General features: G+C 58.5%; 14 protein-coding genes and 1 pseudogene. All 15 read right to left on the bottom strand.

The genetic code is table 11. From position 1 onward, the window contains the following. Positions 1-202: pseudogene (locus tag EI185_RS12250) on the bottom strand (hypothetical protein); the annotation flags it as partial. Positions 203-428: 226 nt separating this feature from the next. Next, a complete protein-coding gene (gene phoU / locus EI185_RS12245) occupies positions 429-1,133 on the bottom strand; it encodes a phosphate signaling complex protein PhoU (protein WP_124705447.1) in 705 nt (234 codons plus the stop codon). Between the two features lie 93 nt (positions 1,134-1,226). Beyond that, complete coding sequence (locus EI185_RS12240) at positions 1,227-1,688, bottom strand: hypothetical protein (protein ID WP_124705446.1); 462 nt, start codon at positions 1,686-1,688, stop codon at positions 1,227-1,229. Further along, positions 1,685-2,632 (bottom strand): Nudix family hydrolase, encoded by a 948-nt coding sequence (locus tag EI185_RS12235; RefSeq protein WP_124705445.1) that lies wholly within the window; start codon positions 2,630-2,632, stop codon positions 1,685-1,687. Before EI185_RS12235 ends, EI185_RS12240 begins: the two co-directional genes overlap by 4 nt. Beyond that, positions 2,629-4,608 carry a site-specific recombinase gene (locus EI185_RS12230; protein ID WP_124705444.1) on the bottom strand — a complete coding sequence of 660 codons (1,980 nt, stop codon included), beginning with the start codon at positions 4,606-4,608 and terminating at the stop codon, positions 2,629-2,631. The genes EI185_RS12235 and EI185_RS12230 overlap by 4 nt, the downstream gene beginning before the upstream one ends. 56 nt (positions 4,609-4,664) lie before the next feature. Next, positions 4,665-5,300: a LuxR C-terminal-related transcriptional regulator gene (locus tag EI185_RS12225; RefSeq protein WP_124705443.1), complete on the bottom strand. Its 636-nt coding sequence runs from the start codon at positions 5,298-5,300 to the stop codon at positions 4,665-4,667. Positions 5,301-5,370: 70 nt separating this feature from the next. Continuing rightward, positions 5,371-6,138 (bottom strand): SDR family oxidoreductase, encoded by a 768-nt coding sequence (locus EI185_RS12220; RefSeq protein WP_124705442.1) that lies wholly within the window; start codon positions 6,136-6,138, stop codon positions 5,371-5,373. Between the two features lie 18 nt (positions 6,139-6,156). Continuing rightward, positions 6,157-6,834, bottom strand: a complete 678-nt coding sequence (locus EI185_RS12215; protein ID WP_124705441.1) for a thiol:disulfide interchange protein DsbA/DsbL — start codon at positions 6,832-6,834, stop codon at positions 6,157-6,159. A 16-nt stretch (positions 6,835-6,850) separates the two neighbouring features. Then, positions 6,851-7,435, bottom strand: coding sequence for an SPOR domain-containing protein (locus EI185_RS12210; RefSeq protein WP_124705440.1), 585 nt, complete (start codon positions 7,433-7,435; stop codon positions 6,851-6,853). A gap of 28 nt (positions 7,436-7,463) precedes the next feature. Next, a complete protein-coding gene (gene argS, locus EI185_RS12205) occupies positions 7,464-9,206 on the bottom strand; it encodes an arginine--tRNA ligase (protein ID WP_124705439.1) in 1,743 nt (580 codons plus the stop codon). A gap of 216 nt (positions 9,207-9,422) precedes the next feature. Continuing rightward, positions 9,423-11,633 carry a primosomal protein N' gene (locus tag EI185_RS12200; protein WP_124705438.1) on the bottom strand — a complete coding sequence of 737 codons (2,211 nt, stop codon included), beginning with the start codon at positions 11,631-11,633 and terminating at the stop codon, positions 9,423-9,425. 328 nt (positions 11,634-11,961) lie between these two features. Beyond that, positions 11,962-13,029 (bottom strand): uroporphyrinogen decarboxylase, encoded by a 1,068-nt coding sequence (gene hemE / locus EI185_RS12195; protein ID WP_124705437.1) that lies wholly within the window; start codon positions 13,027-13,029, stop codon positions 11,962-11,964. 130 nt (positions 13,030-13,159) lie between these two features. After that, positions 13,160-14,590 (bottom strand): glutamate synthase small subunit GltD family protein, encoded by a 1,431-nt coding sequence (locus EI185_RS12190; RefSeq protein WP_124705436.1) that lies wholly within the window; start codon positions 14,588-14,590, stop codon positions 13,160-13,162. Positions 14,591-14,620: 30 nt separating this feature from the next. Beyond that, on the bottom strand, positions 14,621-19,066 hold the full coding sequence (gltB, locus tag EI185_RS12185; protein WP_124705435.1) for a glutamate synthase large subunit: 4,446 nt from the start codon (positions 19,064-19,066) through the stop codon (positions 14,621-14,623). A gap of 311 nt (positions 19,067-19,377) precedes the next feature. Next, positions 19,378-20,364, bottom strand: coding sequence for a lysozyme inhibitor LprI family protein (locus tag EI185_RS12180; RefSeq protein ID WP_189836395.1), 987 nt, complete (start codon positions 20,362-20,364; stop codon positions 19,378-19,380). Positions 20,365-20,609 lie beyond the last annotated feature (245 nt).

Raw genomic sequence — 20,609 nt, 5'->3', positions numbered from 1 at the left:
CAGTGAGTTTGAACAGGCGCCCGTAGGGGGTAAGTTCGGGAAATTGTCCCCCGGCATGGCAGGCGACGCAGTTTTGGCCGGTCTGTCGTGCGAAAGAGGGCACGGCATGTGCGTTGACTGAAGCGAACGATAGAATCGACACGATGAACCAAGTGGCTACCTGGTCGATCCTGCGGATTTTTATAAGCAATTTTTTTAACATGACGCTCCCCTTGTCCCCTGAAAAAAAACGAATGGCATTTCCCTGCCGAATATCCATACTGAGTATATGGAATATAGCTTGCATTTTGCTTACAACAAGGCAGAAATACCTGTTCGAACCGAGAAGGGACGAGGTCAGCGAGACGAACGCAGTCTGGCGGCAAGCGCACCGTCCAATAAAAAAGGCAGCCCAAGCTGCCTTTTTTATTGAAGCGCGATTAACGCGATTAACGTTGTGCGACGCGTTCGATCTCTTCAACGGTAGTGTGGCGCACGTCCTTGCCCTTGACCATGTATACCACGTACTCGGACATGTTCTTGGCGTGATCGCCCATGCGCTCGATGGCCTTGGCGACGAACATGATGTCGATGAAAACCGAGATGGTGCGCGGGTCTTCCATCATGAAAGTAATGAGGTGGCGTAGCACCAGACGGAATTCTTCGTCTACCTGCATGTCCTGACGCACGATGTCGGCGGCGCTGGATACATCCAGGCGCGCAAAGCCATCCAGCGCGCGGCGCAGCATTTCCAGCACCACGCTGGACATGTATTTGATCTCGTTGAAGCGTGGTTGGGTAATGCGATCAGATGCATGAATGCGCCGCGCCATGCGCGCGATCTTGGCGGCTTCGTCGCCGATACGCTCCAGGTCGGTAATGGTTTTGACCACTGTCATCACCATGCGCAGGTCGGATGCGGTGGGCTGACGGCGCGCGATGAACTGGGTGCAGTCTTCATCCAGCGCGACTTCCAGTCCGTTGACCTGGTGATCGTTGTTGATGACCAGCTCGGCCAGTTCCAGATCGGCGTTGATCAGCGCTTCGATGGCGTTGGATATCTGCTCTTCGACCAGGCCGCCCATTTGCAAAACACTGGAGCGAATGTTTTCGAGATCGGCATCGAATTGTTTGTACGTGTGTTCTTGGACCATGGTCGAGATACCTCTTTCTGATAGTTCCCGTGATTATAGCGTCAGGTCGGCGCGGAACAATGACGTATTGATGACAAACCTGTGGATCACGTTTCATCCCTGGAACGGAATTTCCACTTGTTTACCGTCGATGGTGAGCGTCAACACCCAGTCGCGTCGTCCGGTTACGCATACAGGGAGCAGCACCTGTGCCTGCCAGTTGCCCACCCCGTTGGGCTGCAAATGATAACGGTTAAACCCCATGTCCATGCTGCGCATGATAAAACTGGCATAGATTTCGTGCGCGTCCGCTGCATGCAATTGCAGGGTAAAGGGATGCAGGCCGGAAGGCGGAGCGGTAAAGCGCAGCTCGACCGGTTTGCCGGCGACTTCGAACCGGCACATCCTGGTCAGATCGGGGCAGGATACTGTTTGCGCTATGTTCTCGTCATGCGGCAGCACATGGTAGAGCTCGGTTGCAATCAGCGCCAGCATCAAACCGATCAGTGCGGCGTAACCCAGCAGGTAACGCCGGTTGCGGCTAAACATGCTGACCAGACCGGCGCCGAATTTCATTGCCAGGCACCGCGCAATAGCGCCACGCCATGTGCGCCGTGCTGGCGAGCGCTGTCCAGATCGGTACTGCTGAGGCCCCCTAGCGCGTAAATTGGCAGGGTGCGACCAGCGCAGAGCGCAGCGAAATTGCCCCAGCCCAGTACCGGTGCACCGGGGTGGCTGGGCGTGGGCAGCACGGGTGAGAGCAGGGCGAAATCACAGCCCAGTGCTTCGGCGCGATCGAGTTCGGCAACATTGTGGCAGGAAGCCGCCACCAGCGGCAGATCAGGGCGGCGGCTCAGCTCACCCAGTTGAGTAGCATTGAGTTGTACACCGTGGGCGCCGATACGTTGTGCCAACGCCACATCGGCATTGAGCAGCACCTGCGCCTGATGGGCTTGGGCGCGCGCCAGTACATCGCGGGCAAATGTTTCCAGTGTGGCGGCGGGCATGGATTTTTCGCGAATCTGGATCAGCCTGAGGCCGCTTTCCAGTGCATTATCCAGGCGCGTCATGAACCCGGTCGGATCGCTGCCCGCCTGGGTAATGCCATAAACTGCCGGTAACGCGAGCGCCGCAAAAACCGGGTGGTTGGCAGGCAGCACCGGGGCGACGTTGATCGCCCCGGGGGTCTGCCAGGCCAGGGTCTGGCCTTCTTTGGCATGCGGTTCACCGTGCCAGCCGCTGACGAGAAAAAATAACAAGGTAACGTGTGCGTGTGGATAGTCGAAGTAACGCGTAAGCCACGGCGTGGCATGGGTCACCTCGATGCCAAGTTCTTCGTGCAACTCGCGTACCAGCGCAGCATGCACGGTTTCACCGGGTTCGACTTTACCACCAGGGAATTCCCAATAACCTGCGTAGGGTTTGCCCGGCGGGCGGCTGGCCAGCAGGAATGTTCCGTCTGCCCGGGTGATAACTGCTACCGCAACCTGGGTGCGGTCGATGGGTATGGCCCCGTTCATGCCGGTTTTTGTTGCCTGAGCATACGCCAGGGAGCAAACAGCATGGCGAGCAGGGTACGCTTTAACAAGGGCACCGCTTCTGTTGCAGGCAGATTGGCGGCACGTAACGCCAGATAGAATGCCAGGGAAAAACTCACCATCAGATTGACCAGCCCGATCAGCAATACGCCGGCGGCAGACAGGGCGACGGTTGACCAGGGCAGATTCCAGCCCAGTGCTTGCCAGCCGTAGGCGAAATTGGCCGAGCTGAATGAGATGTGACGGATATCCAGCGGCAGCCCGGAAAGATTTCCAAACGCGGACACCATGCCCAGATAAAAACCGAAAAAGAGATTGCCGGCAATACCGCCGGGATGGTCGCCAACGTATGCGGCGATTGCCTTCCAGCCGCGCCGGGTCACCAGGTAAGCGGGCCAGCTGAGTGATGCCAGGCGTTCCGGGATGCGGTTATACACGCTTTTGTTGTCGTAATAACCACTGACAATCCCGGATAAAAAAAGTCCTACCCCGGCGATACCGGCGTAAACCAGGTTCATCGGCGCCATCGGGGAGATCTCGGCCAGCAGACGCACCGCCTTGTGCGCATCCACAGGCTGTGCTCCGAAAAAATGGGTGAGGCCGCTGCCAATCAATGCGGCGGTGATGAACGCCAGGAACAGGTTGCCGGCAATCGTCGCAGACTGGCTGGTGAACACGCTGGTGACAAAACTGGACAGGACCTGGTCCTGGTCCTTGGCGCTGCGCGCCCGGGCGATGGTGTGTGCTATCAGACTGGCGGTCATCGCCGGCTGCTTGGTAGCAATGGTGAAATGCAGCACAAACACCAGCACAAAGCCCAGTGCGTAATTCAGGCTCACCAGCAATGCCTCCTGCAGGGGCACCAGGTGCGATTTGACGATCAGCACCTTGAGCAGCGCCATCACGGCGACGATGATTCCGGCACCGGCGGCAGAGCGGAACATGCCCATCAATTCGCTGCGGTTATCGGCAATGTAGTGCTGCCCGGTGCGTCCCGCATGCTGGGTGATCTGGTAGGCCAGCCTGCCGGTGGTGGCAGATATCAGATTGCGCACGCTATAACGTTCGTTGGCGGTGACGGTGAAGGTCACAAACAGCGCAGTCAGAATCGGCACGCGCGCCGCCATGGAATCCGCCTGGAGCAGTTCGAGCAGGCTGCGCATGCGTGCAATCTGCTGGTGCAGGCGATTGCTTAACAGGGTCAGGTTGACGCTGGTGCCGACGCTAACCGCACGACGCTGGATACGTTCCAGAACCGCTTCGCATTGATCCAGCAGTACCGCGGCCTGACTAATATCGAGCGTGGCTGAATCGGCTGCCAGGCTGGATTGAAGCAGTGCGTAGATTTCTTCATGCTGCGCCAGGAAGGGCGAGGCGTATTCTTCCAGTTCAGGCTCAATACGCAACAGTTCGGGGTCGAGCCCTTCGGCCGCGATACGGTGTGACAGGCCGTTGATGGCGTCCAGCAGCATTTGCCGCAGTGCGGCGGTGGATGCTTCATCCAGCGTGTCCAGATTGAGCGCATGCAGCAGCCGGTACCAGAGCTGTACATCCATGGCGGCTATCCATTCCGTGTCGCGCGCGGTCAATGTCTCGTCCAGCCAGTCACGCAGCGAATCGGGATCGGCAACAGGCGGCAGCAATTTGAAGCCAATGCGGCGCGACAGCTCGGTACCGACGCCACGGCGCGGCAGTATCCCGCTGTCGCGCAGCAGGTTGCCGGATTTTTTCGCCAGCAATAGCCCCAGCAGATGAAAGCGCAATGCTTCTACGTAACCGGCATTGCGCTCGATCAGTCCCAGCAGGTCGGCCAGATGCGTCGCGGCACGCTCGTTGGGTTCAGACGGACCGGGGCGAAGATGAAAAAACAGGCGCTTGATCAGTGCCGGATCGGCAACCTCGGTTTCGGCCGCCATGCGTTTCAGGGTGCGTTCAAGATAGGGTGCAGTGTAATCCATGCGTGAATCGTGGTTCCTCGTAGTCCTTCAATCTGGTACAGCGAGGCGCTGGAAGTTCAGCTTTTGTCGGTGATGCGGGTATGTTTCAACGCGCTGGTGGCAACTTGAACGCGATTTTGCATGCCCAGTTTTTCCATGATGTTGGAGAGATGGTTGCGGACCGTGTTTTCGGACAAATCCAGGCGGCTGCTGATGGCCTTGTTGGAGAGCCCCTGGGCGACCAGTTCGACGATCTCGCGCTCGCGTTGCGACAACTTGCTGAACACGTCCTGCTTGAGCTCACCGCGGGCCAGTTTTTGCATGATGTGGGAGGGGAACATGCTGTTGCCCTGTGCCACGGATTGAATCGCGTTGATGAGCTGCTCCGGATCGGCGCTTTTCAGGATATAGCCATCCACCCCGGCCTCAATCGCTTCGCTGATCTCGAAATCCTCCCCGGCCATGGTGAGCATCACCGTGCGAATGCCGCGTTTTTTTAATTCCTGCACCAGGCTGAGGCCATCACCGTCGGGCAAAATGCGATCCAGCAAGGCGATGTCGGCTTGACTGCCTGTGCTTGCCAGCCATTCGCGCGTGCTTTTGATATCCGCGCATTGTGCATTGACCTGCATTCCCGGGGTGTTTTCCAGGGAGCGAGCAATACCCAGGCGGGTGAGCGGGTGATCGTCTATCAGCAGGATGGAAATGGTCATGGTAGCGGCCTCCAAGCCGGTTTGAATCGAATGTTATACGTGCACATTGTAACCATCAATTCAATGAGATTCACAGCGGCAGATTGCGCGGCTTGCGGGGGGCGCGGCAGAACAGGCGATCATAGAGCACACGCGGCAGCAAACCCAGCGTCCATGCGACCAGCGCCATTTGCCAGGGCAAGGTGACATAGCGCCGCCGCTGCGTGATGGCGCGGGCAATTTTTGCGGCCGCCACATCGGCTTGCAGAATAAAGGGCATGGGATATGGATTCACCGCAGTCATAGGCGTGACGATGTAACCGGGGCTGACCGTAGACACGGCGACACCGCTGTTGTGGAGTTCCACCCGTAGCGATTCCAGGTAGGAAATGACTGCCGCCTTGGACGCGGAATAGGCTGCGCCGCCGGGCAGACCGCGAATGCCGGCCACGCTGGCGATACCCGCCAGCACCCCGCTGCGCGCATGGCGCATGGCGGCGACGAAAGGCTGGAAGGTGGTCACCATGCCGATTACATTGGTGTCCATGACGGCTTGAAATACCTCAAGATCCGCGGCGTGTTCGGTGAGTGTGCCAACGCTGATGCCGGCTGCGGCGATGACCACATCCGGCACGCCAAAACGCGCGATAAAATCGGCCGCGGCGGCCTGCATGGCAGCTTGCTCACGCACGTCCAGTGTATAGATGACGCAGCCGGGAAATTCTTTGGCAAGCGCAGCGAGCCTGTCCGCGCTCCGCGCTACCAGCCCAAGCTGCGCGCCCTGTAGAGCATAGTGACGGGCAAGGGCTGCACCCAGACCGCTCGACGCGCCAGTAATGAAAACGCGCAGGGCGGCCATTGTCTAAGCGGTGGGTGCTTAATGTTTTTTTGCGGGCGCGTGCCGGGCCTGCTTCGACTGTTCTTTACGCGCTTTGGCAATCAGGCTGTCGAGAGTCTTGAATAAAGCATCCTCGCTGCCGGTCATCGATACCGAGGTGGAATATTTGCCCGCCACTATAAATGCCGGCACGCCATTGATTTTGGAGTCGCGTGTAAGCTGGTTGGCGCGCATTGCCTTGCTTTGTACGTCGAAGGAATTATAGGTATCCACAAAGGTCTTGCGGTTGATGCCTTGTTTTGCTGCCCAGTTGAACAGTATGTCCGGATTGTTGAGATCGATGCCCTCTACGTGAATGGCGTTGAATACGTCGTCATGCAGCGCCGGTATTTTACCCAGCAGCTCCAAGGTGTAATAGGTTTTTGCCAGCGGCAGCCAGGACTCGTTCAGTACTGCCGGAATGCGGCGTATGGCTACGTCTTTGGGCAGTTTCTTAATCCAGGCGTTGAGTGCCGGCTCAAGATGAAAGCAGTGCGGACAGCGATACCAGAAAAACTCCGCCACCTCTATTTTTTTGCCGCTGTCGGTGTTGAGTTCCGGACTGACTACCTGATAATCCTTGCCTTCCACCGGATGCGCCGAATCGGCATGTGCCAATGGAAACGCACCCATGCCTAACAGGGTAATCATCAACAAAAATTTGCGCATCAGGGACATCGTCTTCTCCTATTGGTTACGGTGCTGAATTCGACTGCGTATTCGCGGTTGCGTTCTTGACCCGTATCAGATGGGTTTTGATCTGGTTTTGTTCCAGCGCGGTGCGCGTCTTGTCGAGTTCATCCATGCTGTTGAATGGACCCACGCGAACCCGGTGCCAGATGCCCTTGCCGGGGATTTCCGCAGTCTGGATGGAAGCTTCGTAACCCAACAAAGCCAGCCGTGCCTTGAGGTTGTCCGCATCGGCGCTATTGGGGAATGCACCGGCCTGCAGGTAATAGCTTTCACCGGCCGGTGGAGTCGGGTTCTTGTGCAGATCCTGGTCGCTCATGGCCGCTTCGTTGCCGGGTAAAATCTTGTAAAAATCGAAGCGGGGTTTTTCTTCAGCGGGCGCATTCTCCGCTGGCGCATTGGTTGCGGTTTTATCCTTGGTCTCGCTGACGACGGGTTTTTCGCGCAGAGCGAACGGGTTGCTTTTGTTCACCCACATTGCAACCACGATGGCTATGGCGAGTCCGAAGACCAGGCCGATAAGAATGCCGGAGAATAGCGAGCCGCCTTTTTTCTGCTCGCTGGGGCGGGATTTGTAGTCGCGTGCCATGGGGTAGTAATGTCCTTGTCGGATGGTGTTACATTTTGTCCGGGCAGTTTACACCCAGCAGAGCGAGGCCATGGCGTAACGCATGGCGCGTAGCGGTGATGAGGGCGAGCCGTGCATGACGCATGGTTTTGTCGTCAACCAGAAACTGTTCGGCATTGTAATAGGCATGCAAGGCCCCCGCGATATCCTTCAGGGCATAGGCAATCGCGTGCGGGGCGAGTTCCCGTGCCGCCATGTCCACTACGCCAGGGTATTCGGCAAGCCGATGCAGGAGATCGATTTCATAAGAATTGGTGAGCGGCGTAAAGTCGATGTCCGCCAGTAATGCCGGGTCGCCGCCCCATTGCGCGAGCACGCTGCAGATGCGCGCATGCGCGTACTGAATGTAGTACACCGGGTTGTCACTGGTCTGCGATTTGGCCAGGTCCAGGTCGAAATCCAGGTGCTGGTCGGACTTGCGCAACACATAGAAAAAGCGTGCCGCGTCGTTGCCGACTTCACGCCGCAACTCACGCAGGGTAACGAATTCACCCGAACGGGTGGACATTGCCGCTTTCTGGCCGTCGCGATAGAGCACCGCGAACTGCACCAGCGCCACGCTGAGCTTGTCGGCAGCCAGCCCCAGTGCCTGCAATGCGCCGGTCACGCGGGCAATATAGCCATGGTGATCGGCACCCCACACGTCAATGAGCCAGTCGAAGCCGCGCTCCAGCTTGTTGAGATGGTAGGCAATATCCGAAGCAAAATAGGTGTACTGGCCATTTTCGCGCAGCACCACGCGATCTTTTTCATCGCCGAAGTGAGTGGAGCGGAACCACTTGGCGCCGTCCTGGGTATAGATATGCCCGTTTTTTTCTAGCAGGGCCAAGGTGCGCTGCACGATGCCGGAGTCATACAGGGATTGCTCGGAGAACCACTGGTCGAATTCGACGCCGAATTCCAGCAGGTCGTTGCGGCAGTCGCCCAGTTGCTCGGTGAGCACCAGGTCGTGCACATAGGCGTAATCAGCGCCCAGCAACGTCTTGGCATTGGCAATCAGCTGATCCAGATGCGCATCGGGTGCAGTATCAAAATCAGGTGCGCCATCCAGCACGCGCCACGGTTCATGTACGTAGCGGTCGGCGTGCGCATTGAATATCATTTGCGCCATGCCGCGCACGTAATCGCCCTGATAGGCATTGCCCGGGAAAGGCACATGGATCCCGCACAATTCGAGATAGCGCAGCCAGGTAGAGAGCGCCAGAATATCCATCTGCCGCCCGGCGTCATTGACGTAATATTCGCGCGCCACCTCGTATCCGGCAGCCGCCAGCACATTGGCAAGGCTGGCGCCGTAAGCCGCACCGCGCCCGTGTCCGACGTGCAGCGGACCAGTCGGATTGGCTGAGACGAATTCCACCTGCACCCGTTTTCCCTGGCCGCTGCGCCCATCGCCAAAGCGGTCACCCCGGGCAAAGATGTACGGCACGATCTGCTGGTAAGCGGCCGGCCGCAAAAACACGTTGATGAAACCCGCACCGGCAATTTCCGTTTTATCCACCAGCGGCGAGGCGGGTAGCGCAGCCTGAATGATCAGCGCCAGTTCGCGCGGGTTGCGGCGCAGGGTTTTGGCCAGTTTCATCGCCACGCTGCATGCGTAGTCGCCGTGCGCTGCATCGCGCGGGTGATCGATTTCTACTGGTGCATCGGCTGCCTCGGGGAGTGCGGCAGCAATGGCAGCGCGGAACAGGTCGACCAGGTGCGGTTTGATTTCGGTGTAAGGGGCGCTCATGATGCAGTCTGCAAAAAAGGTTGCCTATTATAGCTGCCTGCCTGCATGGCCGTGTAGGCATCATCCTGAAAACGCTTTTGGCCACGGAGAGCACAGAGTAAAAACAACATATTGATAGCTTTTCCGGGCTCACTCATCAGAAAAAATTCTCTTCAAAACCCCGCACCCACTCTGTGGCCTCTGTGTTCTCGGTGGCTTCAATTGCTTTTTCCGGAGTCATATCTCCAGTGGATCCACGTCCAGATTCCAGCGTACGTTATTCGCCTTGAGTGCATACAGTTGCAGCATCCAGGCGCTTAAAAAAGTCTGCAGGGGTTTGCGGGTGGGTGACTGCACCAGCAGCAGGGCGCGTTCTACCCCGGCTTTGCGCGCCATGCTTGCCTGCGTCGGGTCGAACAGGGTGATGCCTGCCATGTGTGGTGCGGCGCCTTGTGCCTGGCGTAAAAACGCCAGCGCGGTATCGAGCTTGCCTGCTTCTGCGCGCAATACGGCCTGGTGCACGAATGGCGGGAACCCGGCAGCGGCGCGTTCAGCCAGCAGGCTCGCGGCAAACCCCGCATAGTCATGCCGTTGCAGCAGGCGATACAGGTGGTGGTCGGGGAATTGCGTCTGGATCAATACTTCGCCCGCATCGCTGGCGCGTCCGGCACGCCCGCCGACTTGCATGAGTTGCGCGAACAGGCGTTCGGTAGCGCGAAAATCCGGACTGTATAGCGCACTGTCGGCATTGATGACACCCACCAGCGTGAGCTTGGGAAAGTCATGCCCTTTGACCAGTAGCTGTGTGCCAACCAGGATGTCGGCTTCACCCTTGTGTATGGCACGCTGCATGTCCGGCCAGCTGTTTTTTTTGCGCGTGCTGTCGCGATCCACCCGCAGGATGCGCGCTTCCGGAAAATGGCGGGTGAGGGCATCTTCGATGCGCTGGGTGCCAAAGCCGCCGGGTTTGAGATCGATGTTGCCGCATGCCGGGCAGGCGTGCACCACGGGTTCGACATGGCCGCAATGGTGGCAGCGCAGTTGACGCTCGCGCAGATGCAATACCAGCTTCGCAGAACAGCGTGCGCATGCTGCGCCCCAGCCACACTCGAAACACATCAGCGCAGGGGAATAGCCGCGCCGATTAACGAATATCAAACTCTGTTGTCCTGCGGCGAGGCGGGAGCGAATGGCAGCCAGCAATGAGACCGACAAACCTTCCTCGGGTTTGCTGCTGCGCGTGTCGATCAGGTTGATGGCGGGCAGGCGGGCGTTGGCGATCGCGCGCTGGTCCAGGCGGATGAGTGTATAGCGGCCATTCTGTGCGTTGTACCAGCTCTCCAGCGCAGGGGTTGCCGAGCCGAGCACCACCGGCACACCCTGCTGCTGCGCGCGTACCACCGCAACGTCGCGTGCGGCATAACGTAGCCCATCCTGCTGGAGGAAAGAACTGTCATGCTCCTCGTCCACAATAATCAGCGCCAGGTGCGGCAATGGGGCAAATACGGCCAGCCGGGTACCCAGCACGATACGCGCGCGGCCTTCGGCGGCAGCCAACCAGTGCGCGAGGCGTTCACCTTCCGCCATGCCGCTATGCAGGGTGGCAATTTCAATGTGAGGAAAGCGTGCGCGGAATACGCCAGTGAGCTGCGGCGTGAGATTGATCTCCGGCACCAGCAGCAATGCCTGTCCGCCCCGATCCAGTGCGGACGCAACCAGATGCAGATATACCTCGGTCTTGCCGCTGCCGGTAATGCCATGCAGCAGGAATGCCTGATATTTCGTAAATGCTGCGTTGATCTGCGTTACCGCATCCTGTTGTGCGGGTGTGAGTTGCGGTGCGGTATCAGCCGCTACCGGAGGGGCATGCAATCTGGCGGGCAGATTGATCTGCGCTGCCCAGCCGCGCTCGACCCAGGTTTTTACTATGCCGCGGTAACCCCTGCAGATTGCGGTCAATGTCGCGCCGGTGTGGGCCAAGCCGTCGCGCATGGTATCCAGCAGTGCCCGCTGGGCAGGCGCGTGGCTGGGTAGATCGTTGGCACTCAGAGCCAAGCCGGCGCTGGTGAGTTGCCAGGCATGGGCAAGCTTGATTTGTATTGGTTGCGAGCGACGCAGCGTGGTGGGCAATGCGGCCATCACCGTTGGACCGAGCGGGTAATGATAGTAATCACTGCAGAAATTCAGTAGCCGCAGCAGCTCCGTTGATAGTGCCGGCGCATCACGATAGATTTCCAGAACCGGCTTTAATTTATGTTTGTCGTGGCTACTGTCCGGGATCAGGCCCATGACCACGCCGACCATTTCCTTGCGTCCGAAAGGCACGCGTACGCGTAGACCAATGTCCTGCCGGGTTAGCCCGGGAGCAAGGTAATCGAATAAGCGGGATACGGGTATATCCAGCGCAATCTGGGCTATAGGAGTGGCGCTGGGGGTAATAGGCAACATAGTGCGGTTTGCTCGGGTGAATTCTGCAATTAGCCGCTAAGGTATTCTCGTCACTGATTAAAACAAGTTATCCACGCAAACTGTGGATAACTTTGTGGGAAAAGTTCTATTAAGCCCGCAAAGGCGATGACGCAAAAGGATTTTTAGGCCGAGTGTAAAAAAATGGCAATATAAATTTTATTTAAAAATCAATACAATATGTGTTTTTGTCGTAAGTCAAGCAAGTGCGGCTAGAAATAAGCGTAAATGCTCAATTATTGTGCATAAGTGTTCTTTGATATTGTTTTTTGCGAATGTATGCACTGGCATGATGCCTTTTATCAAAGCCTTACCCAATATGGTAAGGACGGCTTAGTTCATGCACGGCCTGTACCAGAGCCGCTGCATTTTCCGGGGGGGTGAACTGGGAAATGCCATGACCCAGATTGAATACATGCCCGTTGCCGCGACCATAACTGGCTAATACCTTGCCAACTTCGGTGCGTACGATGTCCGGCTCGCTGAGCAGGATGGCCGGGTCGAGGTTGCCTTGCAATGCGACTTTGTCGCCCACCCGCGCCCGTGCGCTGCCAATATCCACAGTCCAGTCCAGGCCCAGCGCATCGCAACCGGTGGCGGTCATGGCCTCCAGCCAGTTCCCGCCGCCTTTGGTGAACAGGATGACAGGTACTTTCGCGCCCTCATGCTCGCGCGTCAACCCGGACACGATCTCGGTCATGTAGCGCAGTGAAAATTCGCGATATGCCGCATGCGACAGCGCGCCGCCCCAGGTATCGAAAATCATCACGGCCTGCGCGCCGGCCTCGATCTGGGCATTTAAATAATCGGTGACTGCGCGCGCATTGGTGGCAAGGATGTGGTGCAGCAGATCGGGCCGCTGATACAGCATTTTCTTTACGGTGGCGAAGTCGGTGCCGCCCTGGCCTTCGATCATGTAACACGCCAGCGTGAACGGGCTGCCGGAAAAACCAATCAACGGCACGCTGTTGTCCAGCGCGTGGCGGATCTGTCTGACCGCGTCGACCACGTAGCCCAGGTGTTCGACCGGGTCGGGCGCGGTGAGCGCGCGGATTTCCCATTCCTCGCGCAGCGGACGCTCGAATTTTGGGCCTTCGCCCTCGGCAAAATACAAGCCCAGCCCCATCGCATCGGGAATGGTGAGGATGTCGGAAAACAGGATTGCTGCATCCACTGGAAAGCGCGCCAGCGGTTGCATAGTCACTTCGGTGGCGAGGTCCGGGTTCTTGCACAGCGACAGAAAATCTCCGGCACGGGCGCGGGTCTGGTTGTATTCCGGCAGGTAGCGCCCGGCCTGGCGCATCAGCCATACCGGCGTGTAGTCCACGGGTTCACGCAGCAGAGCGCGCAGGAAGGTGTCGTTTTTCAGCTTGGGCATGGATGCTTTTCTTTAAGAGTTGTTAGCCACAGAGATCACAGAGGGCTCAGAGAAAACCCGGAAATCCTCGTTTCGTTTCTCTGTGTTCTCTGTGCCCTCCGTGGCAAACGAATTTAGGTTTTAAGCAGGCTTACCATACACCCAGATAGCCAAGTATGCCTTCCGCAGCTTCGCGACCCTCGAATACTGCGGTGACCACCAGGTCGGAGCCGCGTACCATGTCGCCGCCGGCAAATATTTTCGGGTTGGCAGTCTGGAACTTGTGCTGACCACCCTTGGCTACCACGCGGCCGCCCTGGTCGGTGGTGATGCCGAAATCGGTGAACCACGGCTGCGGATTGGGGCGGAAGCCGAAGGCGATAATGACGCGGTCGGCAGGGATAACTTCCTCCGAGCCCGGCACCACGACCGGGGTGCGACGACCGCGCACGTCAGGCGGTCCCAATTCGGTGGTGACCAGCTTTACGCCTTCCACCTTGCCGTCGCCGACGATTTCCACCGGCTGGCGGTTCCACAGGAATTGCACGCCTTCCTCTTTGGCGTTGACGACTTCGCGCTTGGAGCCGGGCATGTTTTTCTCGTCGCGGCGGTAAGCGCAGGTAACGGAGGCCGCGCCCTGACGGATGCTGGTGCGGTTGCAGTCCATTGCCGTATCGCCGCCGCCTAGCACCACCACGCGTTGACCGGCCATGGAGTGGTAATCATCCCCCGGCTTTTCGAAGCCGAGGCGGTGGTTCACGTTGGAGATCAGGAATGGCAATGCTTCCAGCACGCCGGGCAGGTCTTCGCCGGGGAAACCGCCCTTCATGTAAGTGTAGGTGCCCATGCCCATGAACACGGCATCGTATTCGTCCATCAACTGCTGCATGCTGATGTCTTTGCCGACTTCCGTGCCCAGGCGGAATTCCACGCCCATGCCTTCGAGCACTTCGCGGCGCCGCGTCATGACCCATTTTTCCATCTTGAATTCGGGGATGCCGAAGGTCAGCAGGCCGCCGATTTCATCGTAACGGTCGAACACCACCGGGGTGACGCCATTGCGTGCCAGGATATCGGCACAGCCCAGTCCCGCCGGGCCGGCGCCGATCACGGCGACGCGTTTGCTGGTCTTCACGACATGGCTCATGTCGGGACGCCAGCCGGCCTTGAAGGCTTCTTCGGAGATGTATTTCTCGATCTGGCCGATGGTCACCGCGCCGAAGCCGCCCACCGCCTCGCCGAAGCCGTCGCTGTTGAGTGTGCAGGCGCCTTCGCAGAGCCGGTCCTGCGGGCACACGCGGCCGCATACTTCGGGCAGCGAGTTGGTCTGGTGCGACAGTTCCGCCGCCTCGAACAGCTTGCCCTCGTTGATCAGCTTGAGCCAGTTGGGTATGTAGTTGTGCACAGGGCATTTCCACTCGCAATACGGGTTGCCGCATTCCAGGCAGCGCCCGGCCTGCTCGCCGGCCTGAGTGGGGTTCATTGGCGCATAGATTTCCTTGAACTCCACGCGGCGCACTTCCGCGGGGGTCTTGGCGCCGTCCTGGCGCGGGATGTTCATGAATTGAAAAACGTCAGACATGGGCTATTCCAGTGTGGGCGCAGGGCCGTTTTAATCTTTCAGCAGAGAATCCAGCGTGACCGCTTTCGGCTTCACCAGCCAGAAACGCGCCACCACTTCGGCGAAGTTTTCCAGCATCCAGCGGCCGCGCGCGCTATCCGTATGCAGTACGTGAGTCTCGATGCGCTGCCTGAGGAAATGGCGGTACTCCACGGTCGTCTCGGTATTGATGCGGTGGATGTCGATCAACTCGTTGTTGTAGCGATGCATGAACGCGTCGCTGGCATCGTAGACCATCGCGAAACCGCCGGTCATGCCTGCGCCGAAGTTGAGGCCGGTATCGCCAAGCACCAGCACGCAGCCGCCGGTCATGTATTCGCAGCAGTGATCGCCCGCGCCTTCCACGACCGCGCTGGCGCCGGAATTGCGGACTGCGAAACGCTCGCCGGCCATGCCGGCAGCGTACAGTTCGCCGCCAGTGGCGCCGTACAGGCAGGTATTGCCGATTATGACCGCATCATGTGCGACGAAACCGGAGCCGTGCGGCGGCTGGATGGCAATGCGTCCGCCGGCCATGCCCTTGCCCACATAGTCGTTGGCGTCGCCTTCCAGCAGCAGTTGCAATCCTTTGTGGTTCCATACGCCGAAACTCTGCCCGGCCGAGCCTTTGAGCTTGAGCGTCAGACAACCTGCGGGCAATCCGGCCGCGCCGTGGGCCCGCGCGATTTCGCCGGACAGGCGTGCGCCGATGGAGCGGTTGACGTTGCGCACCGTGTATTCCAGCGTGGTCGGAATCTGGGTCAGGATGCATTCGGTTGCATCAATCACCATTTGTTCGGCCAGCTCGCCCTTGTCGAACGACGGGTTGGAGGGAGCTACACAGAAACGCGGCTCGCTGTCGGGGATGCTGCCCTGGCTGAGCAGGGTTTGCAGATTGAGCCTGCCCTGACGCGCCGTGTCGCCTTGCGAGAGCTTGAGCAGATCGTTGCGGCCGATCAGTTCTTCGATAGTGCGTACGCCCAGCCTGGCCATCCACTCGCGTGTTTCCTGCGCGACAAAGGTAAAGAAATTAACCACCATCTCAGGCAGACCGACAAAGTGTTGTTTGCGCAGGCGCTCGTCCTGGGTGGCGACACCGGTGGCGCAGTTATTGAGATGGCAAATGCGCAGGTATTTGCAGCCCAGCGCGATCATCGGCGCAGTGCCGAAGCCAAACGACTCGGCGCCGAGAATGGCGGCTTTCACCACGTCGTAGCCGGTTTTCAGGCCGCCGTCGGTCTGCACCCGCACGCGTCCGCGCAGGCCGTTGGCACGCAACACCTGTTGCGCTTCGGTCAGCCCGAGTTCCCACGGCGTGCCGGCGTATTTCACGCTGGTCAGCGGCGAGGCGCCGGTGCCGCCGTCGTAGCCGGAAATGGTAATCAGGTCGGCATAAGCCTTGGCCACGCCGGCGGCCACGGTGCCGACGCCGGGTTCGGCCACCAGCTTCACCGACACCAGCGCCTGCGGGTTGACCTGCTTCAGGTCGAAAATCAGCTGCGCCAGATCCTCGATGGAATAAATATCATGGTGCGGCGGCGGCGAAATCAGCGAAATGCCGGGCTTGGCGCAGCGCAGTTTGGCGATCATTTCCGATACTTTATGGCCCGGCAGCTGGCCGCCTTCGCCGGGCTTGGCACCCTGCGCGATCTTGATCTGCAATACCTCTGCGTTGACCAGATAATGCGGGGTTACGCCGAAGCGTCCGGACGCGACCTGCTTGATCTTGGACATCTTCAGCGTGCCGTAGCGGACCGGATCTTCGCCGCCTTCGCCGGAGTTGGAACGCCCGCCGATGCGGTTCATGCCCTGCGCCAGCGCTTCGTGCGCCTCGGGGGAGAGCGCGCCGAGCGACATGCCGGCCGAGTCGAAACGCTTGAGGATTTTCTCCACCGACTCGACTTCATCCAGCGGGATGGGCTGTATGTCTTCGCGCAACCCCATCAGGTCGCGCAGCATGGCGACCTGACGGCCGTTTACCAGCGCCGCATATTCCTTGTACTTTGCGTAATCGCCGGACTTCACAGCATTTTGCAGCTGCATCACCACGTCCGGGTTGTAGGCGTGGAACTCCTCGCCGAAAATGAATTTGAGCAGGCCGCCCGGGCCGATCGGGCGCATCGGGTTGAAGGCGAGGCGGGCGAGCTTTTTCTGGTCTTCCTCGAAGTCCTCGAAGTTGGCGCCGGAAATGCGCGACACCGTGTCTTTCAGGCACAGCTCGACCACTTCCTCATGGATGCCGACACCCTCGAACAACTGTGCGCCGCGATAGCTCGCCACCGTGGATATGCCCATTTTGGACAGCACCTTGAGCAGGCCCTTGTCGGTACCCTTGCGGTAGTTGGCCAGCGCCTTGGCAGGCGGCAGCGCGATTTCACCGCTTTTCACCATTTCCAGAATCGCCTGGTAGGCCAGATACGGATACACGGCCGTCGCGCCATAGCCGATCAGGCTGGCGACCTGGTGCGGGTCGCGTGCGGCGCCGGTTTCCGCGACGATATTGCAATCGCAACGCAATCCCGCGCTGATCAGGGCATGGTGCACAGCACCTACGGCAAACAATGAGTGGATCGGCAGCAGGGTTTTGCCAATCTTGCGGTCGGACAATACCAGGATCACATTGCCTGCCTTTACAGCTGCAATGGCATCGGCGGTGAGCTTTTCCAGCGCGGCCTTGAGGCTGGTCCGTGCCGGATCGTAGCCCAGTTCCAGCGTGATGGAACGGTATTCCGGATCGGCGAGTGTGGTGAGGTAGGTGAAGGCGTCATGCGACAGCACCGGCGACGCCACTTCCAGCCGGTGCGCATGCTGGGGCGTCTCCTCGAACAGGTTGCGCTCGGGACCAAAGCAGGTATTGAGCGACATCACGATCGCTTCGCGGATCGGGTCGATCGGCGGGTTGGTGACCTGGGCGAACTGCTGGCGCAGGTAGTCGAACGGCGAACGCACTTTCTGCGACAGCACCGCCATCGGCGTGTCGTCGCCCATCGAGCCGACCGCTTCCTGGCCGTCTTCGGCCAGCACGCGCAGAATCTGGTCGCGTTCCTCGAAACTGACGTTGAACAGCTTCTGGTATACCGACAGGCTGGGGGCGTCCATGGCGGGACAATTGGCGTCCTGCTCCATGCCCAGTTCCAGGCGCTGGGCGTTTTTCAGCCATTCGCGGTACGGATGGGCAGACTTCAGTTCGGTCTCGATATCCTCGGGCAGCAGGATGCGGCCGGTTTCCAGGTCGACGGCAATCATCTGGCCGGGCTTGATGCGGCCTTTCTGCACCACGTTTTCCGGCGGGTAGTTCCACACCCCGATTTCCGAGGCGATGGTGAAATGGCGATCCTTGGTAACCACATAACGCGCCGGACGCAGGCCGTTGCGGTCGAGCAGGCAGGCGCCGTAGCGGCCGTCGGTCAGCACCACGCCGGCGGGGCCGTCCCACGGTTCCATGTGCATGGAGTTGTATTCGTAAAAAGCGCGCAGATCGGCGTCCATCGACGGCACGTTCTGCCAGGCCGGCGGAATCAGCATGCGCAGCGAGCGGAACAGTCCCGCGCCACCCATCACCAGACCTTCCAGCATGTTGTCCATGCTGTACGAATCGGAGCCGTTTTTGGCGACGATGGGGCGTACGTCATCCATGTTCGGGATCAGCGGTGTGGCGAACTTGCGCTCGCGCGCCAGCGACCAGTTGCGGTTGCCCTGCACGGTATTGATTTCGCCGTTGTGGGCGAGGTAGCGGAACGGCTGCGCCAGACGCCATTCCGGCCAGGTGTTGGTGGAAAAGCGCTGGTGGTACACCGCCAATGAAGAGGCAAAGCGCTCGTCGCTGAGGTCGGGGTAGAACACCGGCAGCGCGGCGGGCATCACCAGGCCCTTGTACAGAATTACCTTGCCGGACAAGGTGGGGATATAGAATGCCTTGTCGCCAGCCAGGGCTTTTTCGGTAAGGCGCCGTGCGATATAGAGTTTGCGCTCGAAGCTTTCCGCATCCACCGAATCCGGGCAGTTGACGAACACCTGCTCGAAATGCGGCAGCGTCGCCAGCGCGTATTCGCCGCACACTGAAACATCCACCGGAAGCTGACGGTAGCCCGCCACGCTCAGCCCTTGAGCTTGCAGCTCGCGGGTAAGGGTGTCGCGCGCAGTGGCGGCAAGCGCCGCATCCTGATTCAGGAACACCAGACCGGCGGCATAGTGCCTGGCCAGATCAAAGCCGCATTCGGCGGCAACGGTGCGCAGGAATGCATCCGGTTTCTTGAACAACAGGCCGCAGCCGTCGCCGGATTTTCCGTCCGCCGCCACCGCGCCGCGATGCGTCAGGCAGGCAAGCGACGAAATCGCCGTCTGCACCAGCCAGTGGCTGGGCTGGTCATCCAGCTGAGCCATCAGGCCGAAGCCGCAACTGTCCTGTTCGAAATCGGGGCGGTAGAGGGTACCCTCCAGCCAGCTTTGTCTGTCCATTGGCGATAACTCGAAATTTAGAGCGAAATAGTCTAATTCTACTCGCCCGTCAGGTATCAGGCAACGCTAATATTCACGGGGGTTTTGTAAGGGTATTGTGGTGTTGGCAGTGTTGGTGCTTGACTCAACGCTGCGGTGAGAGAGACGAGCGAGCCAGCATGGGTGGGAGAAAGCGTGCGTTACGAAAATGCGGCGGCTGAAAGGTTCACCCAAATGCACAAAACGCTTATCCGGATGGGTAGAGTGGGATGTGCGCATGCAAAACAGTATCTGATCTAGGCTTTTGAAAGTCCTTACCTGAAGTCCAGGAGTTACTTGTTGTCAGGAACTGCCCAAATACATATGTTCGGAATAAACGATCGCTTATATTGGTCATAGGCAGTAAGTGCAATGCTGTAGTAATCCCCTTGGCTACCTATATGTATATGCGCCAAGTCATAGAAATAATATCGGCCGTTGTAACGAGTCAGTGCATTTATTCCTGACGAACCATTATTCCCTGTTGGGTCTAGCGGATGTTCGGGTGTGGCAGCCACTACGTTATCAATATCACATTTTTTGAAATTCACGCTAAGTAGCTGGGCCGCAAGGGTGTTGAAAGTATTTTCCGGCTCTTGCCCATATAGATACTCTTCCAACCCGTTTTTTGGATCCCCATCTAGGTCAAGGCGATAGAGCCTGAATCCTCGACGCCCCAGTTCGTTCATCATGAAATATTTATAAGCATCTTTAGGTTGATAGTCGTCACATGCGAGATATGCGCCAAGACCCGGATGTGTAGGGTCGTCGGTGCGAAGCACGGGCTCAACATATTTAATGGTTGGGCTGGCTGTACGCAGGGCTTCGTAAAACTGGCCGCAAAACGCCCGGTTCTTCGCCTGCACCAATTTGCGGGGTCGCATGGGTTGTTGTGTCAAGATCGCCTGGACTTTGGCGGCTTTGTCCGCCTCCCGCTTAGTCTTGAGTGCTAGCGTGTCATAAAATTTTGCGCCATTACCATTGAGCAGTGCTGTGATGCGCGTGGAATAGGCACCTTTTAGGCATTGGGAGGTCTGGCAGTAGTGCCGTAGGTCTTTGAGCCAACCTTGTTGCCGTTGCTTAAGTGCATTCGGATTGGCAGCATGCTTCAGCGCCGCTTGGTATGTCTCAGCCAATCTTTCATCGAGGTCTGACAGCTCATCATCCGCACAAATCATCTTCTCAATCGAGAAATGTGCCTTGTCGCAATCAAAACTCGCTGCATGGACAGGCATTCCCAAAACAAGCCATCCACAAGTGACAAATATCAACTTGTTCATGCTCGCTACATTCCTGATCCTATTTACCATGTCCATTTAGCCTTACGCCATTTTATGATGCACAACGCCGATTCAAGGTCTCAATCTATGCAGCAGTCTAAGTTTCGCCCAGCAACTCTACCCAGTGTTGAAGTAGGAAATTCGGGGTCATGTCTCAATACTGTTCGGTTAGAATCTTTTTGCATATATTTTCCTTGGAGGCACTGGCAGTGGCGCAAGCAGTTGCGGTGAGAAGTTCGTCTGAA

This window comes from Sulfuriferula multivorans, from assembly GCF_003851125.1.
Lineage (GTDB): Bacteria > Pseudomonadota > Gammaproteobacteria > Burkholderiales > Sulfuriferulaceae > Sulfuriferula > Sulfuriferula multivorans.
The sequence above is the reverse complement of the archived record's forward strand: the minus strand, read 5'-3'. Positions and strand labels throughout refer to the sequence as shown.

What these genes read in the sequence shown, in the direction of transcription:
- phoU (WP_124705447.1), bottom strand. Translation starts at nt 1,133, where the DNA reads ATGGTCCAAGAACACACGTACAAACAATTCGATGCCGATCTCGAAAAC.
- EI185_RS12240 (WP_124705446.1), bottom strand. Translation starts at nt 1,688, where the DNA reads ATGAAATTCGGCGCCGGTCTGGTCAGCATGTTTAGCCGCAACCGGCGT.
- EI185_RS12235 (WP_124705445.1), bottom strand. Translation starts at nt 2,632, where the DNA reads ATGAACGGGGCCATACCCATCGACCGCACCCAGGTTGCGGTAGCAGTT.
- EI185_RS12230 (WP_124705444.1), bottom strand. Translation starts at nt 4,608, where the DNA reads ATGGATTACACTGCACCCTATCTTGAACGCACCCTGAAACGCATGGCG.
- EI185_RS12225 (WP_124705443.1), bottom strand. Translation starts at nt 5,300, where the DNA reads ATGACCATTTCCATCCTGCTGATAGACGATCACCCGCTCACCCGCCTG.
- EI185_RS12220 (WP_124705442.1), bottom strand. Translation starts at nt 6,138, where the DNA reads ATGGCCGCCCTGCGCGTTTTCATTACTGGCGCGTCGAGCGGTCTGGGT.
- EI185_RS12215 (WP_124705441.1), bottom strand. Translation starts at nt 6,834, where the DNA reads ATGTCCCTGATGCGCAAATTTTTGTTGATGATTACCCTGTTAGGCATG.
- EI185_RS12210 (WP_124705440.1), bottom strand. Translation starts at nt 7,435, where the DNA reads ATGGCACGCGACTACAAATCCCGCCCCAGCGAGCAGAAAAAAGGCGGC.
- argS (WP_124705439.1), bottom strand. Translation starts at nt 9,206, where the DNA reads ATGAGCGCCCCTTACACCGAAATCAAACCGCACCTGGTCGACCTGTTC.
- EI185_RS12200 (WP_124705438.1), bottom strand. Translation starts at nt 11,633, where the DNA reads ATGTTGCCTATTACCCCCAGCGCCACTCCTATAGCCCAGATTGCGCTG.
- hemE (WP_124705437.1), bottom strand. Translation starts at nt 13,029, where the DNA reads ATGCCCAAGCTGAAAAACGACACCTTCCTGCGCGCTCTGCTGCGTGAA.
- EI185_RS12190 (WP_124705436.1), bottom strand. Translation starts at nt 14,590, where the DNA reads ATGTCTGACGTTTTTCAATTCATGAACATCCCGCGCCAGGACGGCGCC.
- gltB (WP_124705435.1), bottom strand. Translation starts at nt 19,066, where the DNA reads ATGGACAGACAAAGCTGGCTGGAGGGTACCCTCTACCGCCCCGATTTC.
- EI185_RS12180 (WP_189836395.1), bottom strand. Translation starts at nt 20,364, where the DNA reads ATGAACAAGTTGATATTTGTCACTTGTGGATGGCTTGTTTTGGGAATG.